The 19,197-nt window shown below is 40.7% G+C and carries 20 protein-coding genes; 9 read left to right on the forward strand and 11 right to left on the reverse strand.

The genetic code is table 11. From position 1 onward, the window contains the following. Positions 1–18 precede the first annotated feature (18 nt). Entirely contained in the window at positions 19–414 is a 396-nt protein-coding gene (locus HZL42_RS00975; RefSeq protein WP_219053852.1) for a VOC family protein, read from the forward strand. A gap of 114 nt (positions 415–528) precedes the next feature. On the opposite strand, the gene HZL42_RS00980 is transcribed toward HZL42_RS00975, so the two are convergent. The 5 genes from HZL42_RS00980 to HZL42_RS01000 form a co-directional block, all read right to left on the reverse strand. Beyond that, entirely contained in the window at positions 529–1,818 is a 1,290-nt protein-coding gene (locus tag HZL42_RS00980) for a GH25 family lysozyme (RefSeq protein WP_219053853.1), read from the reverse strand. A gap of 24 nt (positions 1,819–1,842) precedes the next feature. Continuing rightward, positions 1,843–2,487 carry a hypothetical protein gene (locus HZL42_RS00985; RefSeq protein WP_219053854.1) on the reverse strand — a complete coding sequence of 215 codons (645 nt, stop codon included), beginning with the start codon at positions 2,485–2,487 and terminating at the stop codon, positions 1,843–1,845. Between the two features lie 72 nt (positions 2,488–2,559). Beyond that, on the reverse strand, positions 2,560–3,357 hold the full coding sequence (locus HZL42_RS00990) for a metal ABC transporter permease (protein ID WP_219053855.1): 798 nt from the start codon (positions 3,355–3,357) through the stop codon (positions 2,560–2,562). Continuing rightward, on the reverse strand, positions 3,351–4,019 hold the full coding sequence (locus HZL42_RS00995; protein ID WP_219053856.1) for a metal ABC transporter ATP-binding protein: 669 nt from the start codon (positions 4,017–4,019) through the stop codon (positions 3,351–3,353). The genes HZL42_RS00990 and HZL42_RS00995 overlap by 7 nt, the downstream gene beginning before the upstream one ends. 2 nt (positions 4,020–4,021) lie before the next feature. Beyond that, positions 4,022–4,924, reverse strand: coding sequence for a metal ABC transporter solute-binding protein, Zn/Mn family (locus tag HZL42_RS01000; protein ID WP_219053857.1), 903 nt, complete (start codon positions 4,922–4,924; stop codon positions 4,022–4,024). 156 nt (positions 4,925–5,080) lie between these two features. On the opposite strand from HZL42_RS01000, the gene HZL42_RS01005 reads away from it, so the two are divergent. The 3 genes from HZL42_RS01005 to HZL42_RS01015 all read left to right on the forward strand — a co-directional run bounded on the left by HZL42_RS01005 (position 5,081) and on the right by HZL42_RS01015 (position 7,475). Then, entirely contained in the window at positions 5,081–5,962 is an 882-nt protein-coding gene (locus HZL42_RS01005) for an N-acetylmuramoyl-L-alanine amidase (RefSeq protein ID WP_219053858.1), read from the forward strand. Between the two features lie 6 nt (positions 5,963–5,968). Further along, positions 5,969–6,514, forward strand: a complete 546-nt coding sequence (locus tag HZL42_RS01010; RefSeq protein ID WP_219053859.1) for a GNAT family N-acetyltransferase — start codon at positions 5,969–5,971, stop codon at positions 6,512–6,514. A gap of 91 nt (positions 6,515–6,605) precedes the next feature. Further along, the gene (locus HZL42_RS01015) at positions 6,606–7,475 is read left to right on the forward strand and encodes a GRP family sugar transporter (protein WP_219053860.1); all 870 of its coding nucleotides are present in this window, start codon (positions 6,606–6,608) and stop codon (positions 7,473–7,475) included. A gap of 38 nt (positions 7,476–7,513) precedes the next feature. Here the strand turns inward: HZL42_RS01015 and HZL42_RS01020 are convergent, their stop codons facing one another. The 5 genes from HZL42_RS01020 to HZL42_RS01040 all read right to left on the reverse strand — a co-directional run bounded on the left by HZL42_RS01020 (position 7,514) and on the right by HZL42_RS01040 (position 12,013). After that, the gene (locus tag HZL42_RS01020) at positions 7,514–7,969 is read right to left on the reverse strand and encodes an ASCH domain-containing protein (RefSeq protein WP_219053861.1); all 456 of its coding nucleotides are present in this window, start codon (positions 7,967–7,969) and stop codon (positions 7,514–7,516) included. A 121-nt stretch (positions 7,970–8,090) separates the two neighbouring features. Further along, on the reverse strand, positions 8,091–9,323 hold the full coding sequence (locus HZL42_RS01025) for an MFS transporter (RefSeq protein ID WP_219053862.1): 1,233 nt from the start codon (positions 9,321–9,323) through the stop codon (positions 8,091–8,093). A 146-nt stretch (positions 9,324–9,469) separates the two neighbouring features. Then, positions 9,470–10,924: a PH domain-containing protein gene (locus tag HZL42_RS01030; protein WP_219053863.1), complete on the reverse strand. Its 1,455-nt coding sequence runs from the start codon at positions 10,922–10,924 to the stop codon at positions 9,470–9,472. Next, the gene (locus HZL42_RS01035) at positions 10,914–11,378 is read right to left on the reverse strand and encodes a PH domain-containing protein (RefSeq protein WP_219053864.1); all 465 of its coding nucleotides are present in this window, start codon (positions 11,376–11,378) and stop codon (positions 10,914–10,916) included. The genes HZL42_RS01030 and HZL42_RS01035 overlap by 11 nt, the downstream gene beginning before the upstream one ends. 11 nt (positions 11,379–11,389) lie before the next feature. Continuing rightward, positions 11,390–12,013: a histidine phosphatase family protein gene (locus tag HZL42_RS01040; protein WP_219053865.1), complete on the reverse strand. Its 624-nt coding sequence runs from the start codon at positions 12,011–12,013 to the stop codon at positions 11,390–11,392. Between the two features lie 380 nt (positions 12,014–12,393). Between HZL42_RS01040 and serC the strand changes: the two genes are divergently transcribed. The 5 genes from serC (at position 12,394) to HZL42_RS01065 (ending at position 17,558) form a co-directional block, all read left to right on the forward strand. Beyond that, positions 12,394–13,476 (forward strand): 3-phosphoserine/phosphohydroxythreonine transaminase, encoded by a 1,083-nt coding sequence (gene serC, locus HZL42_RS01045; RefSeq protein ID WP_219053866.1) that lies wholly within the window; start codon positions 12,394–12,396, stop codon positions 13,474–13,476. Positions 13,477–13,490: 14 nt separating this feature from the next. Beyond that, a complete protein-coding gene (locus HZL42_RS01050; protein WP_219053867.1) occupies positions 13,491–14,651 on the forward strand; it encodes a phosphoglycerate dehydrogenase in 1,161 nt (386 codons plus the stop codon). Positions 14,652–14,828: 177 nt separating this feature from the next. Continuing rightward, complete coding sequence (pyrF, locus tag HZL42_RS01055; protein ID WP_219053868.1) at positions 14,829–15,542, forward strand: orotidine-5'-phosphate decarboxylase; 714 nt, start codon at positions 14,829–14,831, stop codon at positions 15,540–15,542. Positions 15,543–15,547: 5 nt separating this feature from the next. Beyond that, entirely contained in the window at positions 15,548–16,186 is a 639-nt protein-coding gene (pyrE, locus tag HZL42_RS01060; RefSeq protein ID WP_255552517.1) for an orotate phosphoribosyltransferase, read from the forward strand. Positions 16,187–16,751: 565 nt separating this feature from the next. After that, on the forward strand, positions 16,752–17,558 hold the full coding sequence (locus tag HZL42_RS01065) for a manganese catalase family protein (protein ID WP_219053870.1): 807 nt from the start codon (positions 16,752–16,754) through the stop codon (positions 17,556–17,558). A 91-nt stretch (positions 17,559–17,649) separates the two neighbouring features. On the opposite strand, the gene cls is transcribed toward HZL42_RS01065, so the two are convergent. Next, a complete protein-coding gene (gene cls, locus HZL42_RS01070) occupies positions 17,650–19,095 on the reverse strand; it encodes a cardiolipin synthase (protein WP_219053871.1) in 1,446 nt (481 codons plus the stop codon). Positions 19,096–19,197: the final 102 nt, after the last annotated feature.

Genomic DNA, 19,197 nt, shown 5'->3' on the forward strand with positions numbered 1-19,197 from the left:
TCTACGGAGGCAAATAAAATGGCTTTACAAGATTACTTTACTGGACTTCAACACATTGGAATTCCTTCAAAAGATTTAGACAAGACCATTGCTTTTTACGAAAAGCTAGGTTTTGAACAAGCTGGTTTATTCCACAATGGCGAAAACCGTTGTGCTTTCATGAAATACAATAACCTTACAATTGAAACTTGGGAAGGTGACCCCGTTACCATGAAGAACGGTGCCATTAACCACTTCTCAATGAACTGTACTGACGTTGACAAGGCTTTTGAAGCTGCTAAGGCTGAAGGCTTTGACATGGTCAACGACGAAATTCAATCAATCCCATCATTCTGGGATCACGGAATTCGGTTCTTTAACATCTTAGGACCAAACCACGAAACCATTGAATTCTGTCAAATCTTAGACAAATAATATTTGAAAAGCGTCCTGGTGAATAAAATCATCAGGACGCTTTTTTTAGTATTTAGCTAAACTAAAAAGCAGTGCTTGCCCAGATTGGGAAGCACTGCTTTTAATTTAGTAGCCCTATTTAACAGCTTTAACGTAACTCTTATTAGAAGTAAAGTGGGTATCATTAGTCCCAAGTGCAATTGTCTTGGTTCCCTGTTGCTTAAATGATAACACTTCAATCGTAGCACCTTTTTTAAGGTGTTCTACCCGTTTGTTAGTACTATCATAAACATAAATTCCATTCTTAGCGGTTACCATTAATTTTTTAACCTTCTTGGAAGAATAATAAACCTTAGTATTAATCTTAGGCTTCATTACATTAATGGTCTTCTTTTTACTAATCGAATGGGCACTAACTTTTGAACCATTATTAGTAGTACTGTTACTAAAAGCAGTACTAGGGATTGTTGCTGAAGTGGATTTAGCACTACTTGATGATAAAGTCGAACTACTCGACTTCAAACTAGCAGCAGAACTAGTGGTAGCAGAACTAGAACTATTAGAAGCAGCACTTGAACTCACGCTAGCACTGCTAGAAGCTGCACTAACGCTTGAAGAAATTGCTGATGATCCGGCAGAGTTAGCGGATGATGCAGCACTGCTGGAAACGGATGCAGAACTGCTTGCGGTTGAGCTAGTGGCACCGCTACCGACCCAGAATGATAATGGTTCTCCACCATCTGGAATGACTGATGCATCGATGTTTTGGTTCAATGCCGTACTATGATAACTGTCAGTAAATTGCCATAATCCGTAAGTATATGATGGGTTTGGTTCACCAGCTCCATAGGAAGCCAACCATAGCGTATCATAATCGTTCTTAGAATCACCAATGGTATTACTCATAAAGTAAAGGCCACTGTACAATACAACCGGTCGTGTAGTTAGAGTCCGCATTTTCGCTGCCCATGCCGATGTTGCAGCATCTAAGGTTGCGCTACTCATCCCATTCGTTTGTTCCAAGTCATTAACATAGAACCGAGCGTTTGGCACCCGATTATAAAGCGTTTGCGCCTCACCCTGAGCTTGTGCAACGGAGTTATATAGACTGTAGCTATAAACCCCGTATGGAACGTTATACTTATCTAATAACTTCAGATTGTTTTGGTAAACCTTATCAGCATAGTTACTTCCATACTGAACTCGAATAATTACAAAACTAGCCTCTGATTTCAACTTTTGAACCTGAGCATCGGTCAGCGTTTTTTGCCATTCTGACAAGTCGTACGCTGGATTCATTTGAACAGAAGCTCTTACGGTAGAACTAGGTCGTCCTAATGTCGCAACATTAACGATGCCCAAGGTCACGATTCCAGTTGATAATACTAGTCCTGCTTGCGTTAGTACATGTCTTATCTTCTTCATATATAGGATCCCTTTTTTGCTTAATTACTTAGCGTCAATTGCGGATTGCAATGCAGCTTCTGGAGTACTTCCAGAAACGGTATGCACAGTCTTACCTTCCTGCCATCTAACAGTAGTTTCGTTAGAGTCAATATCAGCAGATACATGTCCGTATCCTTGTGGAACTGGTAAGGTATGTGATTGTAGGTAGGCAACCATTTGCTTGGCAGCAGGAGTTGCGGTGTCACTTGTATTTACTTCAGTTCCCCGCACTGATAATGACCAACGCCCCATATTAAAGCTAACAAAAACTTGTCCAGCCCCTGCATCCTTAACTCCGGTAACGCCGCTTCCTAAATCAACGGTTGGTAATCCGGAAGTTGATGCCTTAGTTTGGTAACCAACCTTTGCCTTCGCAGTAGAATCACTAGCGTAAGTCTTAGAAGATACCTGACTGCTACTTGAATCACTACTACTAGAACTAGCTGATTCAGTGCTGCTCATGCTACTTGAGCTTTCGGAACTAGAAGAACTTGATGATGCCTTCGAAGATTCACGGCTACTCTTCTTTACAGTTACCGAGTGACTATTTTTCATTGATGCGTTTTGATTTTCACTGTCTTTACTTCCACAGCCAGCTAATAGCAATCCTAAAATGGCCACTGGAATTAATTTTTGATATGTCTTCATTGTTAAATGTTACCTCCTGAACGGTAAAAGAACTTTGTACTTAGTATACCAAATTGTGTTATAAAATAAACCTTAGTCATGATTTTTTAATCTATCGTAACTAATTGCAACTAGGTAAAAAGCGCTTTCTATTGCGGCTATAAAGAAACTCACCGGCCAATCTGTAATATAACTGAAATATAAGCCGGCCCAGGTGCCCACCAATGAAAAGATAAACGTTAAGAATATCATTCCCCAGACGTTATGCACGAAAAACTTAGCTGCGGATGCTGGAATTGTTAATAGCGCAAAAATCAATAGTGATCCCACAATCTGAGCGGTTACACTAACCGTTGAAGCTAATAAAATCAAAAAGATAATGGAAATTGCAGTATCGTAGCCGGCATTAAAGTGCGATCCGGTACCATCAAAGGAGTTATATTTCAAACGTCTATAAATCAGTAGAATGGCAATGATGATGATCACACTCAGTGTAATCAACGTCTTCAAGTCGTTAACCCCAATTCCAACAATACTACCAAATAATATATTGGTTGCATAACTAGACTGGGTATTGGCTAGTGAGAGAAATAGAATCCCTAACCCAATAAATAACCCCGAAAACACACTGATTGATGATTCACGGCGGCTAACTTTATTTCCAACCGTTCCAATCATTAATGAACTTAAAATGGTAAATATTAACATCCCAATTACTGGAGATGTCCCAATAAATAGACCAAATGCCGCTCCGGCAAACCCAATTTCAGATAACGTGTGGGTAAAGAATGACGTCCGTCTAGAAACAACGAAAACGCCCATAAATCCACATAAAATTGAAATAAAGAAGCTGGCAATGAATCCATACCTCATAAATGCATATTCTAACACGATGCTTGATCCCCCTTCACTTCGTGCATCACACCATGGTGATTTGCAATTTCCAAGTTATAATCCCCAAACCTTCTAATTAATTCGGGATCATGGGTGATAAACATAACTGCCGCTCCAGTGCGCTTGATAATATCAACAACCACTTGTAGTAAGTAGATCCGCGATTCCTTATCCAAACTCGCCGTGGTTTCATCCAAAATCAATAGCTTAGGATCGGTCACTAACGCCTGCGCCAGGTAAGCGCGTTGCTTTTGGCCACCGGAGGCCCGGCCAAGCGGTTCATTCTCAATTTCGGTTAGTTTAGTCATCTCAAGCACTTTTTGAATTCGGTTTTTTTCGGACTTTGTTAACCATGGTAAAAAAGAATTTTGCAAGCTCAAGCTCACAAAATCCTTTATTTTAAGTGGATAATCGTCATCCACGTTCCGAAATTGGGGAACGTATTGAACTTCATCCGGCCGAACCAAAAAGTGGACTTGTTTTGTTGAATGCCGTTTGCACTTTAACAATGCCTTTACTAGGGTCGTTTTACCAACCCCGTTTTCCCCGGTCACACAGGTGAGTGCGCCACCGTAAACGGAAAACGAAAGGTCCTTAATCAAAGTCCGGTCTTCAACTGCAACATTGAGATGCTCAACAGTCAACACTTTTGATTTCAATATTACTTATTCTCCTTTTGAATTGCCAATAATTGCTTGTATTGAGATGCCATCCATTCTTGGTAATCCATTCCATCAGGCATTGTTTCAGTAACCTTTAGAACTGGAACCTTATATTGGTTAGCCATCTTAACTAAGTTTTGAACAACCTTGTCACTAGCTTGACTGTTATCAACGAAGAACGCAATTTTCTTGTTCTTGATATCATTTTGAATTTCCTTGATATCGGATGGTGATGGGTCGGTTCCCTTTTCAACTGACTTAGCGTAGCCGTTATCAGCAACTTTGTAACCCATTTCTTGTAATGAGTAATCAAATACGGGTTCACTAACCCCAACTAACTTGTTCTTAGTGTTATTAGCCTTAATTTCATCAACCAACTTCATGTTGGAATCAAGGGTCTTAATGTACTTAGCAGCATTCTTTTTAAATTCTGCCTTGTGCTTAGGATCCTTCTTCCCAAACTGAGCGGCTAGTTCATTCGCTAACTTAGGCATTGTCTTGCTGTTATACCAGATATGCGGATTATCACCAGTTTGCTTGCCCATCAAACTACCAACATTAATAGACTTTAAATCATCGGATCCATTACTAGTTAGCTTGTTCATCCATGAATCATACCCTAGTCCATTGTAGATAACAAAGTCAGCTCCAGAGACCTGCTTTGCAGTTTGTGCAGTGGGTTGGAAATCGTGTGGATCAATGGTTGACTTATTGATAATCGACTTAACAGTTCCGTGATTCCCTAGAACTGCACGCGCCGCATCACCATAAAAGTCAACCGAGGTCACAACGTGAATCCCCTTACTACTTTCACTCTTAGAGCTACTACAACCAGCTAAAACTAATCCTAAGCTCAGTACTAATCCCAAGCCTAACAATGATTTCCTAACAAATTTAAACATTATAAAATGTTCACTCCTTCAATTTTCTATTACCCCCAAAAGCAATAAAAATTGATTTAAGATAAAATTTGCTAGATAATCTTAACATAGGTTAAAATTACTATAATTAACCAATAATCATTATTCTACTTGAAAATTACAAGGGTGGCAAAGATTATGAATAAAAAAATTACCTCTTTTCTAATGGCTTCCCCGGGGGTATGGATGGTCCGGCTCATTATTACCGCATGTATTATTGGAATCATCGTGATTGAACTTGGACTCTACTTTGCACGTCCACTAGTAACCGCACAATCAGTTAATCTCCGCTCTAATCCGCAGCTATCAGCTAAGTTAGTCAGTCGAATTAACAACGGGACCCGGTTAAAGGTTATTAAAAAGGATTCCCAGACCGACTGGTGGTACGTAAAAGCCAAGGGACACACTGGTTGGATTGCTTCGTGGCTAATCGATCAACCAAAGTACAATGCCAAAACCGCCAGTAACATTTCTGAGGCTACCATCGTTTTAGATCCTGGCCACGGGGGACAGGATACGGGAACCCTTTCCCACTTTGGTAGTGGTGCTGATAATGAAGAAAAGACCTACACCTTACCGCTAGCCCTTCGGGTTCGCGATTTACTTAAACCAACGTTTGCGCGGGTGATCATGAGTAGAACCACCGATAAGACCGTGGGATTACAAGCCCGTGCTGATTTATCTAATAACTCAAAGGCTAATTTATTCATGAGTTTTCACTATAACTCATCTAACGTTGCTAACGACGCAACTGGATTCCAAGTCTTTAAGTATCACCATAACGCGGATTCCTTTGCTGGAATTTTGAATAATAGTTTTAGCAATTTACCATTAACTAACCGGGGAATTGACTTCGGTAACTACCTGGTATTGAGGAATAACACCCGCCCAGCAGTACTAATTGAAATGGGCTTTATGGATAATTCCAGGGACCTCCAATACATCCGCAGCGCTGATTATCGCAATACAGTTGCTAACGACGTGGTAAAATCAATGAAACAATATTTTGATGCGGAGTGATAAATGATGATGAATCTATGTACGTTTAATTTAAATGAAGCGGAAGTTAAGTTAGTAATGCCCGAGGAACGATTTGCAGAATCGATTTACAGACTGATTGACCAAGACCGTGAATCGCTAGCCCGCTTTTTACCATGGGCAAATGCAATCAACAGTCCTGAAGATGAGCTGCACTTCATCCAGTCTGCCCGACAACAATTTGTGGATTATAAACTTCTTTTATTTGTGATCACTTATAACGACGAACCTGTAGGAATGATTGATCTACATAAAATTGATTTTGATAACCGCTCTGCTGAGGTTGGCTACTGGTTAGCTAGTCATGTCCAGGGGCAAGGAATCATGACAAACGCATTGAAGCAAATGATTATTAACATTCAACCAGAACTCCAGCTGCATAAAATCACGGTTCTCGCTGACGTTGATAACCTTGCGAGTCGTTCGATTCCCCAAAGACTAGGTTTTACCCACGAGGCCGTTCTGAGGGACGCTATTTTTTCTAACGGTCAATATCACGATGCTGATACTTACATTCGTCTATTCAATAATTAAGAACGATCATAATTAATTTACTATTCACTTTGAAATAATATATAATTAAAGCGTTAGTATATTTTCAAATTTAATATAAGGAAGGGTTTATATGCCAATTTTGATTGGAATTTTGCCAGCGCTTTTGTGGGGGATTGGTCCGCTAATCGCCACTAAAGCTGGTGGCCGCCCAATCGATCAACTTATGGGGACCGTTTATGGTCAAGTAGCCGTTGGGCTAGTGCTCTACATCATTTTTAGACCCGAGCTGACGCTAAGTGGATTCATTTGGTGTTTTGCTGGGGGAGCACTTTGGTCGATTGCGCAATTAATGCAGTTCGCTGCATTTACGAAGATGAACGTCTCAACCGCAATGCCAATTTCAACCGGGCTTCAATTAGTTGAAATTCCGTTAATCGGGGTAATTGTATGGGGCGAATGGGGCTCAGCAACAGCTAAGCTAATTGGTTTCATTAGTATCTTGGTATTGATTGTTGGGATTACGCTTACCAGTATTCAAGATGGTAGTGTTGAACGCCCTAAGATGGATTATAAATCTGGATTAACCCTCTTGATCGTAGGTTCACTTGGCTACACAGCCTGTTCAGTGTTCCCACGGGTGCCAAATGCATCCGGGTTATCTAGCTTGTTCCCACAAACCCTTGGAATGTTCTTTGGTGGAGTTGTGCTAGGCTTATTCTTACAAACTAAGGATCACAAGCCACTATTCTTTACCAAGCCAGCATTCAAGAGTACTACCATTGGGATTACCGGTGGATTTGGGGTGCTTGCATACTTAACTTCATTGAAGTTAAACGGAGTGGCAACTGCCTTCCCACTAACTCAATTGAACGTTATTATTTCTACATTAGGTGGAATCATTATTCTTCATGAACATAAGAATAAAAAGGAACTTACGTTTACCATTATCGGATTACTGCTGGTAATTGGAAGTGCGTTTATGATTAGCCGCTTAGAGTAATTAAAAATTGCTATGCCAACCAGGGCATAGCAATTTTTTTATTTATAAACGACCTTGAAAATTTCACAAAGGCATGGGACTTGTTCGTTAAATTGACGCCCTTCTTCAGCGTATTCGTGTTGGAAGAAATTGATATGCGCTTTCCGCCAACTTTTAAGGGAGCGATCTCCCTCACCATCATGGTAAGCATGTTCTGCTGAAACTTGATTAAACGGAACCGTTTCAACTAATTCTGTTTTGGTAACACAAACTGGTGAACCTGAGCCGTCCAAAATGATGTTGTAGTCGCCCACTTTAGGCACAACTTCATCTGGTTCGTAGAGGCCTACCGCAGATGAATTAGCAGTTTTAACCCCACTAGCAATTAAGGCTGCTAGTTCGTCACTCTTCTTTTTACTATCCCCGTATTCAGAAACATCGAAATATTTAACCCCGGTTAGTCCAGTGGCGGATGCAAATTGACGCCAGTAATGTTCAATTTTTTCAGTTATCATATCAATTCCCCCTTTGATTATTTTTAGTTATTATATTACCAAAAGATGCCATCAGGAAGGCTCCTGATGGCATCTTTAGTTGATGTTAATTGATTTAATTGTTACTTAATTGACTTAATCCTTACTTAACAATGTCCTCGTGAAACGTCTTGAGGGCTGGAATGGAGAGCATTGTAACCAGACTAATTAGGTATAGCACTGATAAGCTTGCCATCACCACCGTTAGTGAGTAATGTTCCATCATCATCCCGATTACCATTGGTGAAAAACCACCGATGGCCCGACCAACACTCATGATCATGTTGTTAGCGGTTGCCCGAATCTTAGTTGGGTAGAGCCGGCTAATAATCGCTCCGTAGCCCCCATACATCCCGTTAGAAAAGAATCCAACCACCGTGCTGGCCAATAGCAATGTCCAGGCGTTAAACGCAAAGATGATTGCATAAACTGAGATTGCAGCCACAAATAAGAAGATTCCGAACGCCCTTCTAGGCCCGAAGAAATCCATGATGGTTCCAAAGGTCAGCATTCCAAGGCTCATCCCAATGATTGTAACAATCATCCAAGTGGAAGAACCGGAAACGCTTAAGCCGAGTTGCTTTTGCATAATTGATGGTAACCAGTTCATCAATCCGAAGTATCCAGAAATTTGAACAATTACCATTACGATTAGTGCTAGAGTTTGGTATGCCAACTTAGGAGTAGCAAATAATTCTTTAATTGAAACCTTTGGTTGGGCATCAGTTGACTGCATTTCGGATTCAAATTCAGGGGTTTCCTTAAGGTTTCTACGCACAAAGTAGGCGAAGATGATTGGAACCAACCCGACTAAAAACAATGCGTGCCAACCGAAGTTAGGTAGTACCCAGGCTGCAACCAACGCTGCAACAATTGCACCGATTTGACCACCGATGGCAGCAATCGAAGTCCACTTAGCAATCTTTCCGTGCCGGAAGTTTTCGGCAATCAACGTTACTCCCGCACCGTATTCACCACCAGCCCCAATTCCGGCAATGAACCGAAACAAGAACACTAGGTAAATATTATTCGCGAAGTACATCGCAGCGGTTGCAACCGCGAAAATTAACACGGTATGGGAGAAAATCTTAACGCGCCCATACTTATCTGCCAGAATCCCGAAAAAAATCCCGCCCAGTAACATTCCTAAATTAGTAACTGACGATATAAATCCAGCTGCCCCGGCACTAATGTGCAGGTCCGCAATGATTGAAGTTAAAGCAAAGGAGAGGAACATGACATCCATGTTTTCCAATCCAAACCCAGCAGTGCTGGATGCAAGCGTCAATTTCTGATTCGTTGTTAATGAACGAGATTCATCTTTAAGTATTTCCATATTAAATTAATCCTCCAAATTGGTGCTCACGGGCACCTTTTATTTCTCGGTTTTCTGCGAGATATTAAATTCTTACTTATTCTTACACAGAAATTTTCAAATTGCAAATTAATTTGCAATTCCTCATTAATTATAATTAACGGCCATTAAAGCTGTTTATTGGCAAAATTCCGGTACCAGTCAAAAATCCGTTGTCCATCCGATTTTGGCAGGTAACGGTACGTAATCATCCGGGCCGAATAACCACGACGAATCGCAATTGACAGGTGCGCGCGGCCGGAGTGTTCCATCCAAATCGACTGTCGCAGGTTCATGCTTTGAATCTGATGCCAGTTCACAATTTGGGTTTCCTTAGTGAACAGCCTAGCGGTTTGAACTGCAATCTGCGTAGTGCTGATTTGCTTAGCGGCGGTTACACGGCCCTTGTAGATGCCGTTTCCAATCGCTAAGCTAACGACGAATAGCGTAAGTACAAGGCTCCAAAGCGGCCAGATTCGGGTCCAAAAAGCTAGTCCCGTCAAAGGCCCGAAGAATAATAAGCTAAAAAACACGCCGTTTCTAGCAAAGAGCCACTGACTATAACCATCGCCACTTCTGAAAGCCACCTGCTGTTTTGGAATTAAACCGATAAACTGGTTAACCACATGGTATGCAAGGTGATCCTTAACCACCGGCATAACGGTAATAACCTGTTTCTCATCGTCACTATCAGAGTCAGTAACGAGGTCCATTTGAACGGTTGTTAGGTGGAATAACTGGCGAATCGCATTTTGTTTAAAAATCACCGATTGAATCTTATCAATTGGGAGGTTAATCGTTTTGCGTTGAAAAAAGCCCTTTTCAATTATCAAGTGGTTTCCACTCTTCGTAAGCGTAAACTTGTAAAATTTAATTGCCGTTTTAACGACCCCGATCGCCATTAATAAAATGATGAACGTAATAATTGATTCCAATACCCGGTAGAAACTAGTCGCAAAACTACTGTAAAAGTTAGCAATTTGGTTAAAACTAATGTGAATGCGATCAATAATCGCTAACAGTGCAAGCAACTCACCAATAAAGTGAATATCAGTAAGGCCGAAAACAAAGATATCAGTTCCCTTGATTTGATACTGAGTTGGCTTCGTTGCCCCGTTAGAAGTTGGCTGCTCTGAGTTAGACTGTAAATTCGGTGTTTGGTGGGTCGCTGCTAGATGGTATTTTTCAATTATTGGCGCAATCGTTGTTTTCACAGCGAGCAGGCTTACCCTGCTTTTGTCCTTATCAGACCCCGCCGTATTAACAATTACCTCTTCCACCCCAAACGGACGGAGGAAAAACCACTGCCGATTTTGAATCGTCTGAATCCGGTCGTACGGGATGTGGCGTTGCTTCTTAAAAATCAAACCAGTTTTGATAAACAGCTCATTTGGTAAGATTGAGTAGGTAAACGTAAAGTAGTTGATAGTTGCAAAGACAACAAGTAGCCCCAATACAATGCTAGTAAGTAGCACAATATTCTTCGAACCAAGGACTATAAAAATAAAGGAGAAGAAGAATGCCTTAATCAACTGCCCTAAAAACATTAATAACGCCAATGGATGCAAGTGTTTATTGCGCATTCTTAGCCTCCATTGCTAGTTGCATGACCCGCTCCTTCAATTTCTCCGCATGGTGTTTATTCAGTGCATCAATCTTGTGACTGGAGCCTCCGGTATCAATAACAACTTGATATAGACTTTGACTAATCAAAAGCGGTCCCTGATTCAAATCAACGTTTTGAACCCGCGCAATCGGAATTGCAATGTGATGTCGAAAAAAGAACCCCTTTTCAATTTCAACGTCGGTATCATTCACCTGAAAATGGTAAAAGCGGTATCGGTACGGAATTAATAGGAGTTGGATGATTAATGAAATTAGACCCAAACCAATGATAATCAAGAGCCCCATCTGTGGCAACCAATCCCAAAACCTAAGTCCGATTAAATAGGCAACTGCTCCGGAAGCCCAAAACAACGCTTCAATCAGGATGCTAAATAACCATACGGTTTTAACGCGAATGGGTAAGCTTTGCATTTCAAATCCTCCTAAAACGCGGCGTTTGCACTTCGGTTAAAGTATTTTACGTAGTAATTATTATTGGCAAGCGTAATCTTAGTGACGGTCGTGTTATCAGGTTCTTGAATTACCATTACATCGATTGGGTTTCCCATTGCAGCAAGGACCGCTGCCTTAATTGTGAACCCATGGGTAACTACAATAATTTTTTCATCGGGACTTTGCTTATTAACATCGAGCATGAAATCATTTACCCGCTCAATTACCCCATCAAATGTTTCTCCCTTTGCTAGGGTTGCATATGAAGGTAACACGTCGTTTAAAACGGGGTCGAAAACTTCCGGATGGGCTTTTTGTAGATCCGCATTCTTTTTGCCATCCCAATTTCCGTATGAAATTTCTAACACCCGTTTATCCAAGCTAATTGGTAGTTTAGCAGTTTGGTTTAAATAGGCAGCCGTATCTTGGGTTCGTTTCAACGGACTAGAAATAATTCGATCGGCAAAAGAAATATCAAAATGGTCGTGTAGGGTTTGGGCTTGTTGTTTCCCCTTTTCAGATAGGTAGGTAATGGGCGTATTAATACAACCCTGTTTTAATCCCGCAGCATTTGCAGCCGTTTGGCCGTGGCGTACAAAATAAAAGTCAGTCATCATTAGTGCCTCCAGAATTCATTTTATATAATTATCTCATATCTAATTACGCAAAACAAAAGCATTTTAAATTTATATTGCATTTTAAAAAGGAGTGTGTTAAATTTAGATTATAAAGAAGGGGAGGATTTCTAATGAATATTGTAATTTATAATCTTAATAAATTTAATATTGTTAGTTCAAAGAGTTCCTCTCGGTCTACAGTGACATTTATGTAGGCCTTATTTAAGATGACACTTTAGTCTGGTCTTGCATAGATGTCTTTCTACATCACTGCGGGACCGGGAATAATAATACCCTGAAGAAGCTCCCGTAGTGAATTACTGCGGGGGCTTTTTGTTTCCACTTTTTTATAAAAATCCACATAAGGGGTCTTAATGATGACAGTTTATAATTTTTCAGCTGGTCCAGCGGTGTTACCAAAGCCGGTAATGGATCAGATTCAAAGAGAGCTTCCATCGCTTCAAGGTAGCGGAATGAGCATTTTGGAAATCTCACACCGTTCCGATCGTTTTCAAAATATCTTGGATACCGCCAAGCAGGATTTAAAGGACTTGCTTCAAATTCCAGATAACTATGAAGTGCTATTTTGCCAGGGTGGTGGAACCGGCCAATTTGCTGCCGTACCACTAAACTTAGCTAACCATCACCGTAAAATTGCTTTGCTCGACAGTGGTCACTGGGCATCTGGAGCCGCTGATGAAGCTGCTGACTTAGGATATACGGTGGATATTGTTGGAAATACCAAAGCTAACAAGTATCAATCCCTACCATACCCAGACCGTGAACTATCATCTAGTGAATATGACTACCTATATACAACCCTCAATAACACAATTGAAGGAACTACTTATCATAACCAAATTCTTCCAGACCATAAGGACATTACCCTCGTTGGTGACATGTCTTCTAATTTCATGGCAGAACGATACAACGTTAGTGACTTTGGGTTAATTTTTGCCGGAGCTCAAAAAAACCTTGCTCCCGCCGGAGTCACAATCGTAATTGTTAGAAAAGACTTGATTCATCCTGCTGAACACACTCCTAAAATTCTTAACTACGCACCATACGTTAAGAAGGATTCGATGTTCAACACCCCACCAGTATTCCCAATCTACGTCGCTGGCCTGGTTGCTAAGTGGCTTAAGGATTTAGGTGGAATTGATGAAATGGAAAGGATTAACCAAAAGAAGGCCGCCGTTTTATATGACTACCTTGATGAATCAAAGCTATTCCACAACCACGTTAAACCATCAGAACGTTCATTAACTAACATCACATTTTCAACTGGTAACGAAGATTTAGATGCTCAATTTGTTGATTTTGCAACTCAAAACCAACTCGTTAGTGTTAAGGGACACCGCAGTGTTGGTGGCCTCAGAGCCAGTCTTTACAATGCAATGCCAATTGAAGGTGCCAAAGCACTAGTTGATTGTCTACACAAATTTGAACAAACCCACTAGGAGGAATTTTAAAAATGTACAACGTAAAAACATATAACGCAATTTCAGATGCTGGAATCGAAAAATTAACCGATAACTACCAAGTTAACAAAACTGACAATGCTGATGCATACCTAATTCGTTCAGTTGACCTTCATGAAGCTAAATTTCCAGCTAACTTAAAGGTGATTGCCCGTGCTGGAGCAGGATTTAACAATATCCCACTAGACCGGGTCACAAAGGAAGGAATCGCCGCCTTCAATACCCCTGGTAGTAATGCCAACGCTGTTAAAGAATTAGTGATTGCAATGCTCGTGGCATCTGCTAGACACCTTTTCTCAGTAACTAAGTTCACCGCCGAACACATTGATATGGATATTTCCCTAATGAAGAAAACGAACGATCGCTTTAAAGGAACTGAGTTATTGGGTAAGAAACTAGCCGTAATCGGACTCGGCCACGTTGGTTCATTAGTTGCTAATGCTGCTCGAGATCTTGGGATGGAAGTAATCGGATTTGACCCATTCCTATCATCTGATGCTGCTTGGAACGTTTCGAACCAAATCGAACGGGCTAGTTCAATGAAGGCTGCCATCAAGGATGCTGACTTCGTAACCGTCCACGTTCCAAAGAAGGAAGATACTACCGGATTAATTGGTGCTGAAGAAATCAAGGAAATGAAGAAGGGGGTCCACCTATTAAACTACTCCCGGCTCGGCATCGTTGATAACCAGGCTGTTGTTGATGCAATTGATGCAGAGCAAATTGCGTCGTACATTACCGACTTTGGTCAAGACATTCTTTGGAATAAAGATGACGTTGTTGTAACGCCCCACATCGGTGGATCAACTGTCGAAGCCGAAGCAAATGGTTCTATTCGTGGTGCTAACATCATCATGACCTACCTGGAAACTGGAAACGTTAAGGGTGCACTAAACCTTCCCGATTTGAACGTTCCATTTACCACCCCCTACCGAATTACTTTAATTCATGAAAATATTCCAAACATGGTTGGTCAAATCGCAACGATGCTTGCTGATTACGACTTAAATATCGAAGGAATGAGCAACGCCGCTAAGGAACACACTGCATACACTGTAATTGACTTAGATCAAGAACCCACTGAAGAAGTAATTGATAAGTTATCACAAATTAATGCGGTGATTAGAGTTCGGGTAATCAAGAACCAAAAATAAGCCTTGATTAATCAAGGTATTCACGGTAGAATACATGTAATTAAAAGCATTTTAAATTAGTCCTGTGAGGCTAGCAATTGACGGTGCATATTTTCTGCCCTCCCGTGCTTATTGGGAGCGGCTAAAAGCCGGCTAGTCTTATGGACTGGCTGGCTTTTTTGATATCGAAAGGGGAAAATGATGAGACCAATTATTATTGCATTGGATTTTAAGAACCAACAAATTTGCTTCGATTTTTTGAATCGTTTTACGCATCCCGAGGATTTATTTGTAAAGGTCGGAATGGAACTATTCTACTTCGAAGGCCCAAGCATCATAACTAAATTACGTAAGATGGGCGTGAAAGTTTTTCTAGATTTAAAACTTTATGACATTCCCCACACGGTTGAAAAAGCAATGGAACAATTAGGCCGTTTGGACGTTCAAATGACGACCATTCATGCTGCTGGTGGTTCTGAAATGATTCAGGCTGCCAAACGGGGCCTCGTTGCTGGTAGTAAGGCGATTAATGGTACTCCCGCCAAACTATTGGCAGTTACCCAATTAACTTCCACATCAGAAGCTCAAATGCAATCAGAACAATTGGTATCGGTTAGCCTTAAGAAGTCGGTTACTCACCTTGCCAAATTGGCCGCTGCCAATGGCGCTGACGGAACCATCTCATCCGCTTTAGAAACCCCCTTAATTCATGAAGCCGCCGGCAATCAATTCCTATGTATCAATCCTGGAATTCGCCTCAAGAACAACAGCACTGACGATCAAAAACGGATTACAACCCCTGCTCAAGCGCGCGAATTGGGCAGTAACGGAATCGTTGTTGGCCGTGCAATCACCCAGGCTGAAGATCCACAAGCTGCATACCAAATTATTAAACAAGAATGGGAAGGATAATTAACATGGCACTTAAAATTGAAAAACAAATCGCTTCAGGACTTTTAAAAATCAACGCAGTGACCCTATCACCTAAGGATCCATTTACATGGGCTAGTGGCATTAAGTCACCAATTTATACCGATAACCGTCTTACGATTGGGTACCCGGAACTCCGGACTCAAATTGCAGATGGATTAGCAAACATGATTAAGATTGCCTACCCAGAAGCCACCGTGATTGGCGGAGTGGCAACCGCCGGAATTCCCCATGCTGCACTCGTTGCTGATCGATTAAACCTGCCAATGGTATACGTCCGTTCTAAACCGAAGGATCATGGCCAGGGACGGCAAATCGAAGGCCAGCTACCAGCAAATGCTAAGGTCGTTTTAATTGATGACTTGATTTCAACTGGTGGAAGCGTATTAGATGCTGCTAAGGCTGTTGATAAGGAAGCTGATGCTAAGGTCATCGGAGTAGCTGCCATCTTTACCTATGAATTATCAGACAGTACTAAGAACTTTGGCGATGCCAAGATTCCATTGACCACCCTCACCAATTACTCCAGCCTAATTGAACAAGCTAAAGATGAATCATTAATTACTCCTGAAGACCATGAATCACTAGTTAAGTGGCGCGAAGACCCTTGGAGTTGGGGCAAATAGGATTATTTTTAAAAAGGGACAATTCACTTGAATTTGTCCTTTTTTTGTAATATGATTTCATTTGGATGTTGTTGGCTAACAGCATTCACTGTAAATTATTACTATCCTAAAAATTTGCTTTCATGATACATAAAAAAACTACACGGGGCTGTGTAGTTTTTTTATCACTAATATGAAGGAGGCTTTTTCATGAGTAAGGTTAAAATGGAAAAAGCAGTGGCAATCAATCAAAAACAGGCACAAACTAAAAATTCTAGACATTGTGATTGTGCAACTCGCAAGCAAGCGTAGCGATAAAGCCAGTTCGAACTTATTTCGAGCTGGTTTTTTTAAATGTCTTAATAAAAATTTTTAACTTTTTTGACGGTTCTAAAAATACTAATATGATGCACCTAAACGTAATTATTCTTCCGCGAATCAACCTATTTTGATTAATTTATGGTTAATAAACATAGACACCAAAAATACATCGTGGTATATTATATCGTACACAAAGCAATTAATTAATTTGCTTTTGTAATTTGTGCTTCAGAACCTAATATTTTAAGAAAGAGGGAAAATCTTTATGTTTAAACACACTCGTAAATTGCAATACAACGCTAAGCCAGATCGTCCAGATCCATTAATGGCACGTCGTCTACAAGAAGCTCTTGGTGGTCAATGGGGAGAAACAACCGGTATGATGTCATACCTTTCCCAAGGTTGGGCATCAACTGGAGATGAAAAATATAAAGATTTACTTCTTGATACTGGAACAGAAGAAATTGGTCACGTTGAAATGATCTCCACTATGATTGGTTACCTCCTAGAAGGAGCACCAACCACTGCAACTGAAGAAGAAATCAAAAAGGATCCTTCACTTGCTGCCGTTATCGGTGGAATGGATCCAGAACACGGCCTTGTTCACGGAATGACTGCTAGTCTTAACAACCCTAATGGGGCTGCTTGGAACGCTGGTTACGTTACTTCCAGTGGTAACCTAGTTGCTGATATGCGTTTCAACGTAGTTCGTGAATCAGAAGCCCGCCTTCAAGTGAGCCGCCTTTACTACATGACTGAAGATGAAGGGGTTCGCGACATGCTTAAGTTCCTATTAGCTCGTGAAACTCAACACCAATTACAATTCATGAAGGCCCAAGAAGAATTAGAAGAAAAATACGGGGTTATCGTTCCTGGTGACATGGGTGAAATTGAACACTCAGAATTTGCTCACACGATCATGAACTTCTCTGATGGCGAAGGTTCACGTGCATTTGAAGGTCAAGTTGCTAAGGATGGTCACAAGTTTGAATTCCAAGAAAACCCAGAAGCAATGGGTGGCATTCCAAAGACTAAGCCAGCTGATCCACGCTTCAAGAATAACCAAGGATAATTAATTCAATCGTTTATGAATCAAATGAATCATAAATCCTCATAATAATTAAAAAAGCCGCTCCTAAATCAATTTTAGGAACGGTTTTTTGCTATAAGATTGGTGCCAACAGTCGACTAAACTGTTGTTTAAACTTCGTCCAAGCTGGCTGTTGTCTAAACATTTCTGGCGTAATTAACTTGCTATTGGTAATGTCTTGCTTGTAAATGGCAACTAATTCCTCACTAATCCGTTCATCATACATAAATGAATTAATTTCAAAGTTCAGTTTAAAACTTCGATAATCCAAATTAGCGGAGCCAACCGAAGCAACCCGTTCATCCACTACCATGGTCTTAGCGTGGATAAATCCATTCTGATAGAAATATATCTTAACCCCATAATCAGCTAATTGCCGGGCGTAATATTGAGTTGCTCGGTAAACAAATGGGTGATCAGGCTTACATGGCACCATAATTCTTACGTCAATTCCGGCCATTGAAGCAATTTTAAGTGCATCAATCATACTATCATCCGGAATCAAATATGGTGATTGAATCCAACATGTTCGTTCTGCCATTTGAATCAACTTAATGTAGCCTAATTTAATTTGTTCCATATCTGAGTCAGGACCACTAGTCACAATTTGCATATCAGTGCTCCCATCAACCTCAGTTACTGGGAAGTGAACCGGATCACTATCATCGATTTGATGTTTATCATCAGTCGCATTCCAATCTAAAATAAACTGGGATTGGAGTCCGAATACCCCGGCACCAACAACCCGAATGTGGGTATCACGCCAGTTCCCAAACTTCTTCTTGCGCCCTAAATATTGATCTCCAATGTTAAATCCACCGACGTACCCGATTCTGCCATCAATTACAATAATTTTTCGGTGATCCCGGAAATTAATCCGGAAATCAATAATTGCTGAGTGGGTATGTAAGAATGGCTCTGCTAATCCACCAGCATCGGTTAACGGTTTGAAGAACTTTGCAGTTGTTCCCATCGAACCCCAGCTATCATATATAACTCTTACCGTTACCCCCTGTTGAGCTTTTTTTACCAAGAGGTCCCGAACTTGAGTTCCAATCTGATCACTATAAAAAGTGTAGAATTCGATGTTAATACTCTCTTTTGCAGCGTTAATTTCAGCTAATAGCCGGTCAAAAAGGTCGTTTCCATTTGTAAAAATGGTTACATCGTTCCGCCGGGTTAAAAATGCATCATCCATATTGTCAAATAGCCGAATTAGCCCCTTCGATTTATAAGCCACTTTGTCAGCCGGGATTGTCTGAACATTTTTAAACATTCCCAGTTGTTTATCTAAAATCTTACGCATTTTCGCAACGTTTTGCGCTTGAAATCTAAACAAACGTTTTTTTGGTAACTTCCGTCCTAAAAAGGCATAAATAATGAACCCAATTACTGGTAGGAATGAAAGTACCAATAACCAGGCCCAGGTTGCGGCAATATCTCGTTTCTGTCTAAAAACGGTCAGAATTGCTAATCCCACGTTTATCCATATAATTACATTTAGAATAATCTCTAGCATCTAGTTTTTCCTCACCTTCCTAATCATTTAATATTGCCAATTATACTCTCATAAGGCAAAATATTAAGGGTTTTTAATTCAAAAAAGTGGATTATTGAGATA

Source organism: Lactobacillus sp. Sy-1, from assembly GCF_019303535.1.
In the GTDB taxonomy this organism is placed as follows: Bacteria; Bacillota; Bacilli; order Lactobacillales; family Lactobacillaceae; genus Nicoliella.

Excerpts from the sequence above, each read along its gene's own strand:
- HZL42_RS01050 (WP_219053867.1), top strand. The coding sequence starts at position 13,491 with ATGTACAACGTAAAAACATATAACGCAATTTCAGATGCTGGAATCGAA.
- HZL42_RS01040 (WP_219053865.1), bottom strand. The coding sequence starts at position 12,013 with ATGACTGACTTTTATTTTGTACGCCACGGCCAAACGGCTGCAAATGCT.
- pyrE (WP_255552517.1), top strand. The coding sequence starts at position 15,548 with ATGGCACTTAAAATTGAAAAACAAATCGCTTCAGGACTTTTAAAAATC.
- HZL42_RS01020 (WP_219053861.1), bottom strand. The coding sequence starts at position 7,969 with ATGATAACTGAAAAAATTGAACATTACTGGCGTCAATTTGCATCCGCC.
- HZL42_RS01000 (WP_219053857.1), bottom strand. The coding sequence starts at position 4,924 with ATGTTTAAATTTGTTAGGAAATCATTGTTAGGCTTGGGATTAGTACTG.
- HZL42_RS00975 (WP_219053852.1), top strand. The coding sequence starts at position 19 with ATGGCTTTACAAGATTACTTTACTGGACTTCAACACATTGGAATTCCT.
- HZL42_RS01005 (WP_219053858.1), top strand. The coding sequence starts at position 5,081 with ATGAATAAAAAAATTACCTCTTTTCTAATGGCTTCCCCGGGGGTATGG.
- HZL42_RS01015 (WP_219053860.1), top strand. The coding sequence starts at position 6,606 with ATGCCAATTTTGATTGGAATTTTGCCAGCGCTTTTGTGGGGGATTGGT.
- pyrF (WP_219053868.1), top strand. The coding sequence starts at position 14,829 with ATGATGAGACCAATTATTATTGCATTGGATTTTAAGAACCAACAAATT.
- HZL42_RS01025 (WP_219053862.1), bottom strand. The coding sequence starts at position 9,323 with ATGGAAATACTTAAAGATGAATCTCGTTCATTAACAACGAATCAGAAA.
- HZL42_RS00985 (WP_219053854.1), bottom strand. The coding sequence starts at position 2,487 with ATGAAGACATATCAAAAATTAATTCCAGTGGCCATTTTAGGATTGCTA.
- HZL42_RS01010 (WP_219053859.1), top strand. The coding sequence starts at position 5,969 with ATGATGAATCTATGTACGTTTAATTTAAATGAAGCGGAAGTTAAGTTA.
- HZL42_RS00980 (WP_219053853.1), bottom strand. The coding sequence starts at position 1,818 with ATGAAGAAGATAAGACATGTACTAACGCAAGCAGGACTAGTATTATCA.
- serC (WP_219053866.1), top strand. The coding sequence starts at position 12,394 with ATGACAGTTTATAATTTTTCAGCTGGTCCAGCGGTGTTACCAAAGCCG.
- HZL42_RS01035 (WP_219053864.1), bottom strand. The coding sequence starts at position 11,378 with ATGCAAAGCTTACCCATTCGCGTTAAAACCGTATGGTTATTTAGCATC.
- HZL42_RS01065 (WP_219053870.1), top strand. The coding sequence starts at position 16,752 with ATGTTTAAACACACTCGTAAATTGCAATACAACGCTAAGCCAGATCGT.
- HZL42_RS01030 (WP_219053863.1), bottom strand. The coding sequence starts at position 10,924 with ATGCGCAATAAACACTTGCATCCATTGGCGTTATTAATGTTTTTAGGG.
- cls (WP_219053871.1), bottom strand. The coding sequence starts at position 19,095 with ATGCTAGAGATTATTCTAAATGTAATTATATGGATAAACGTGGGATTA.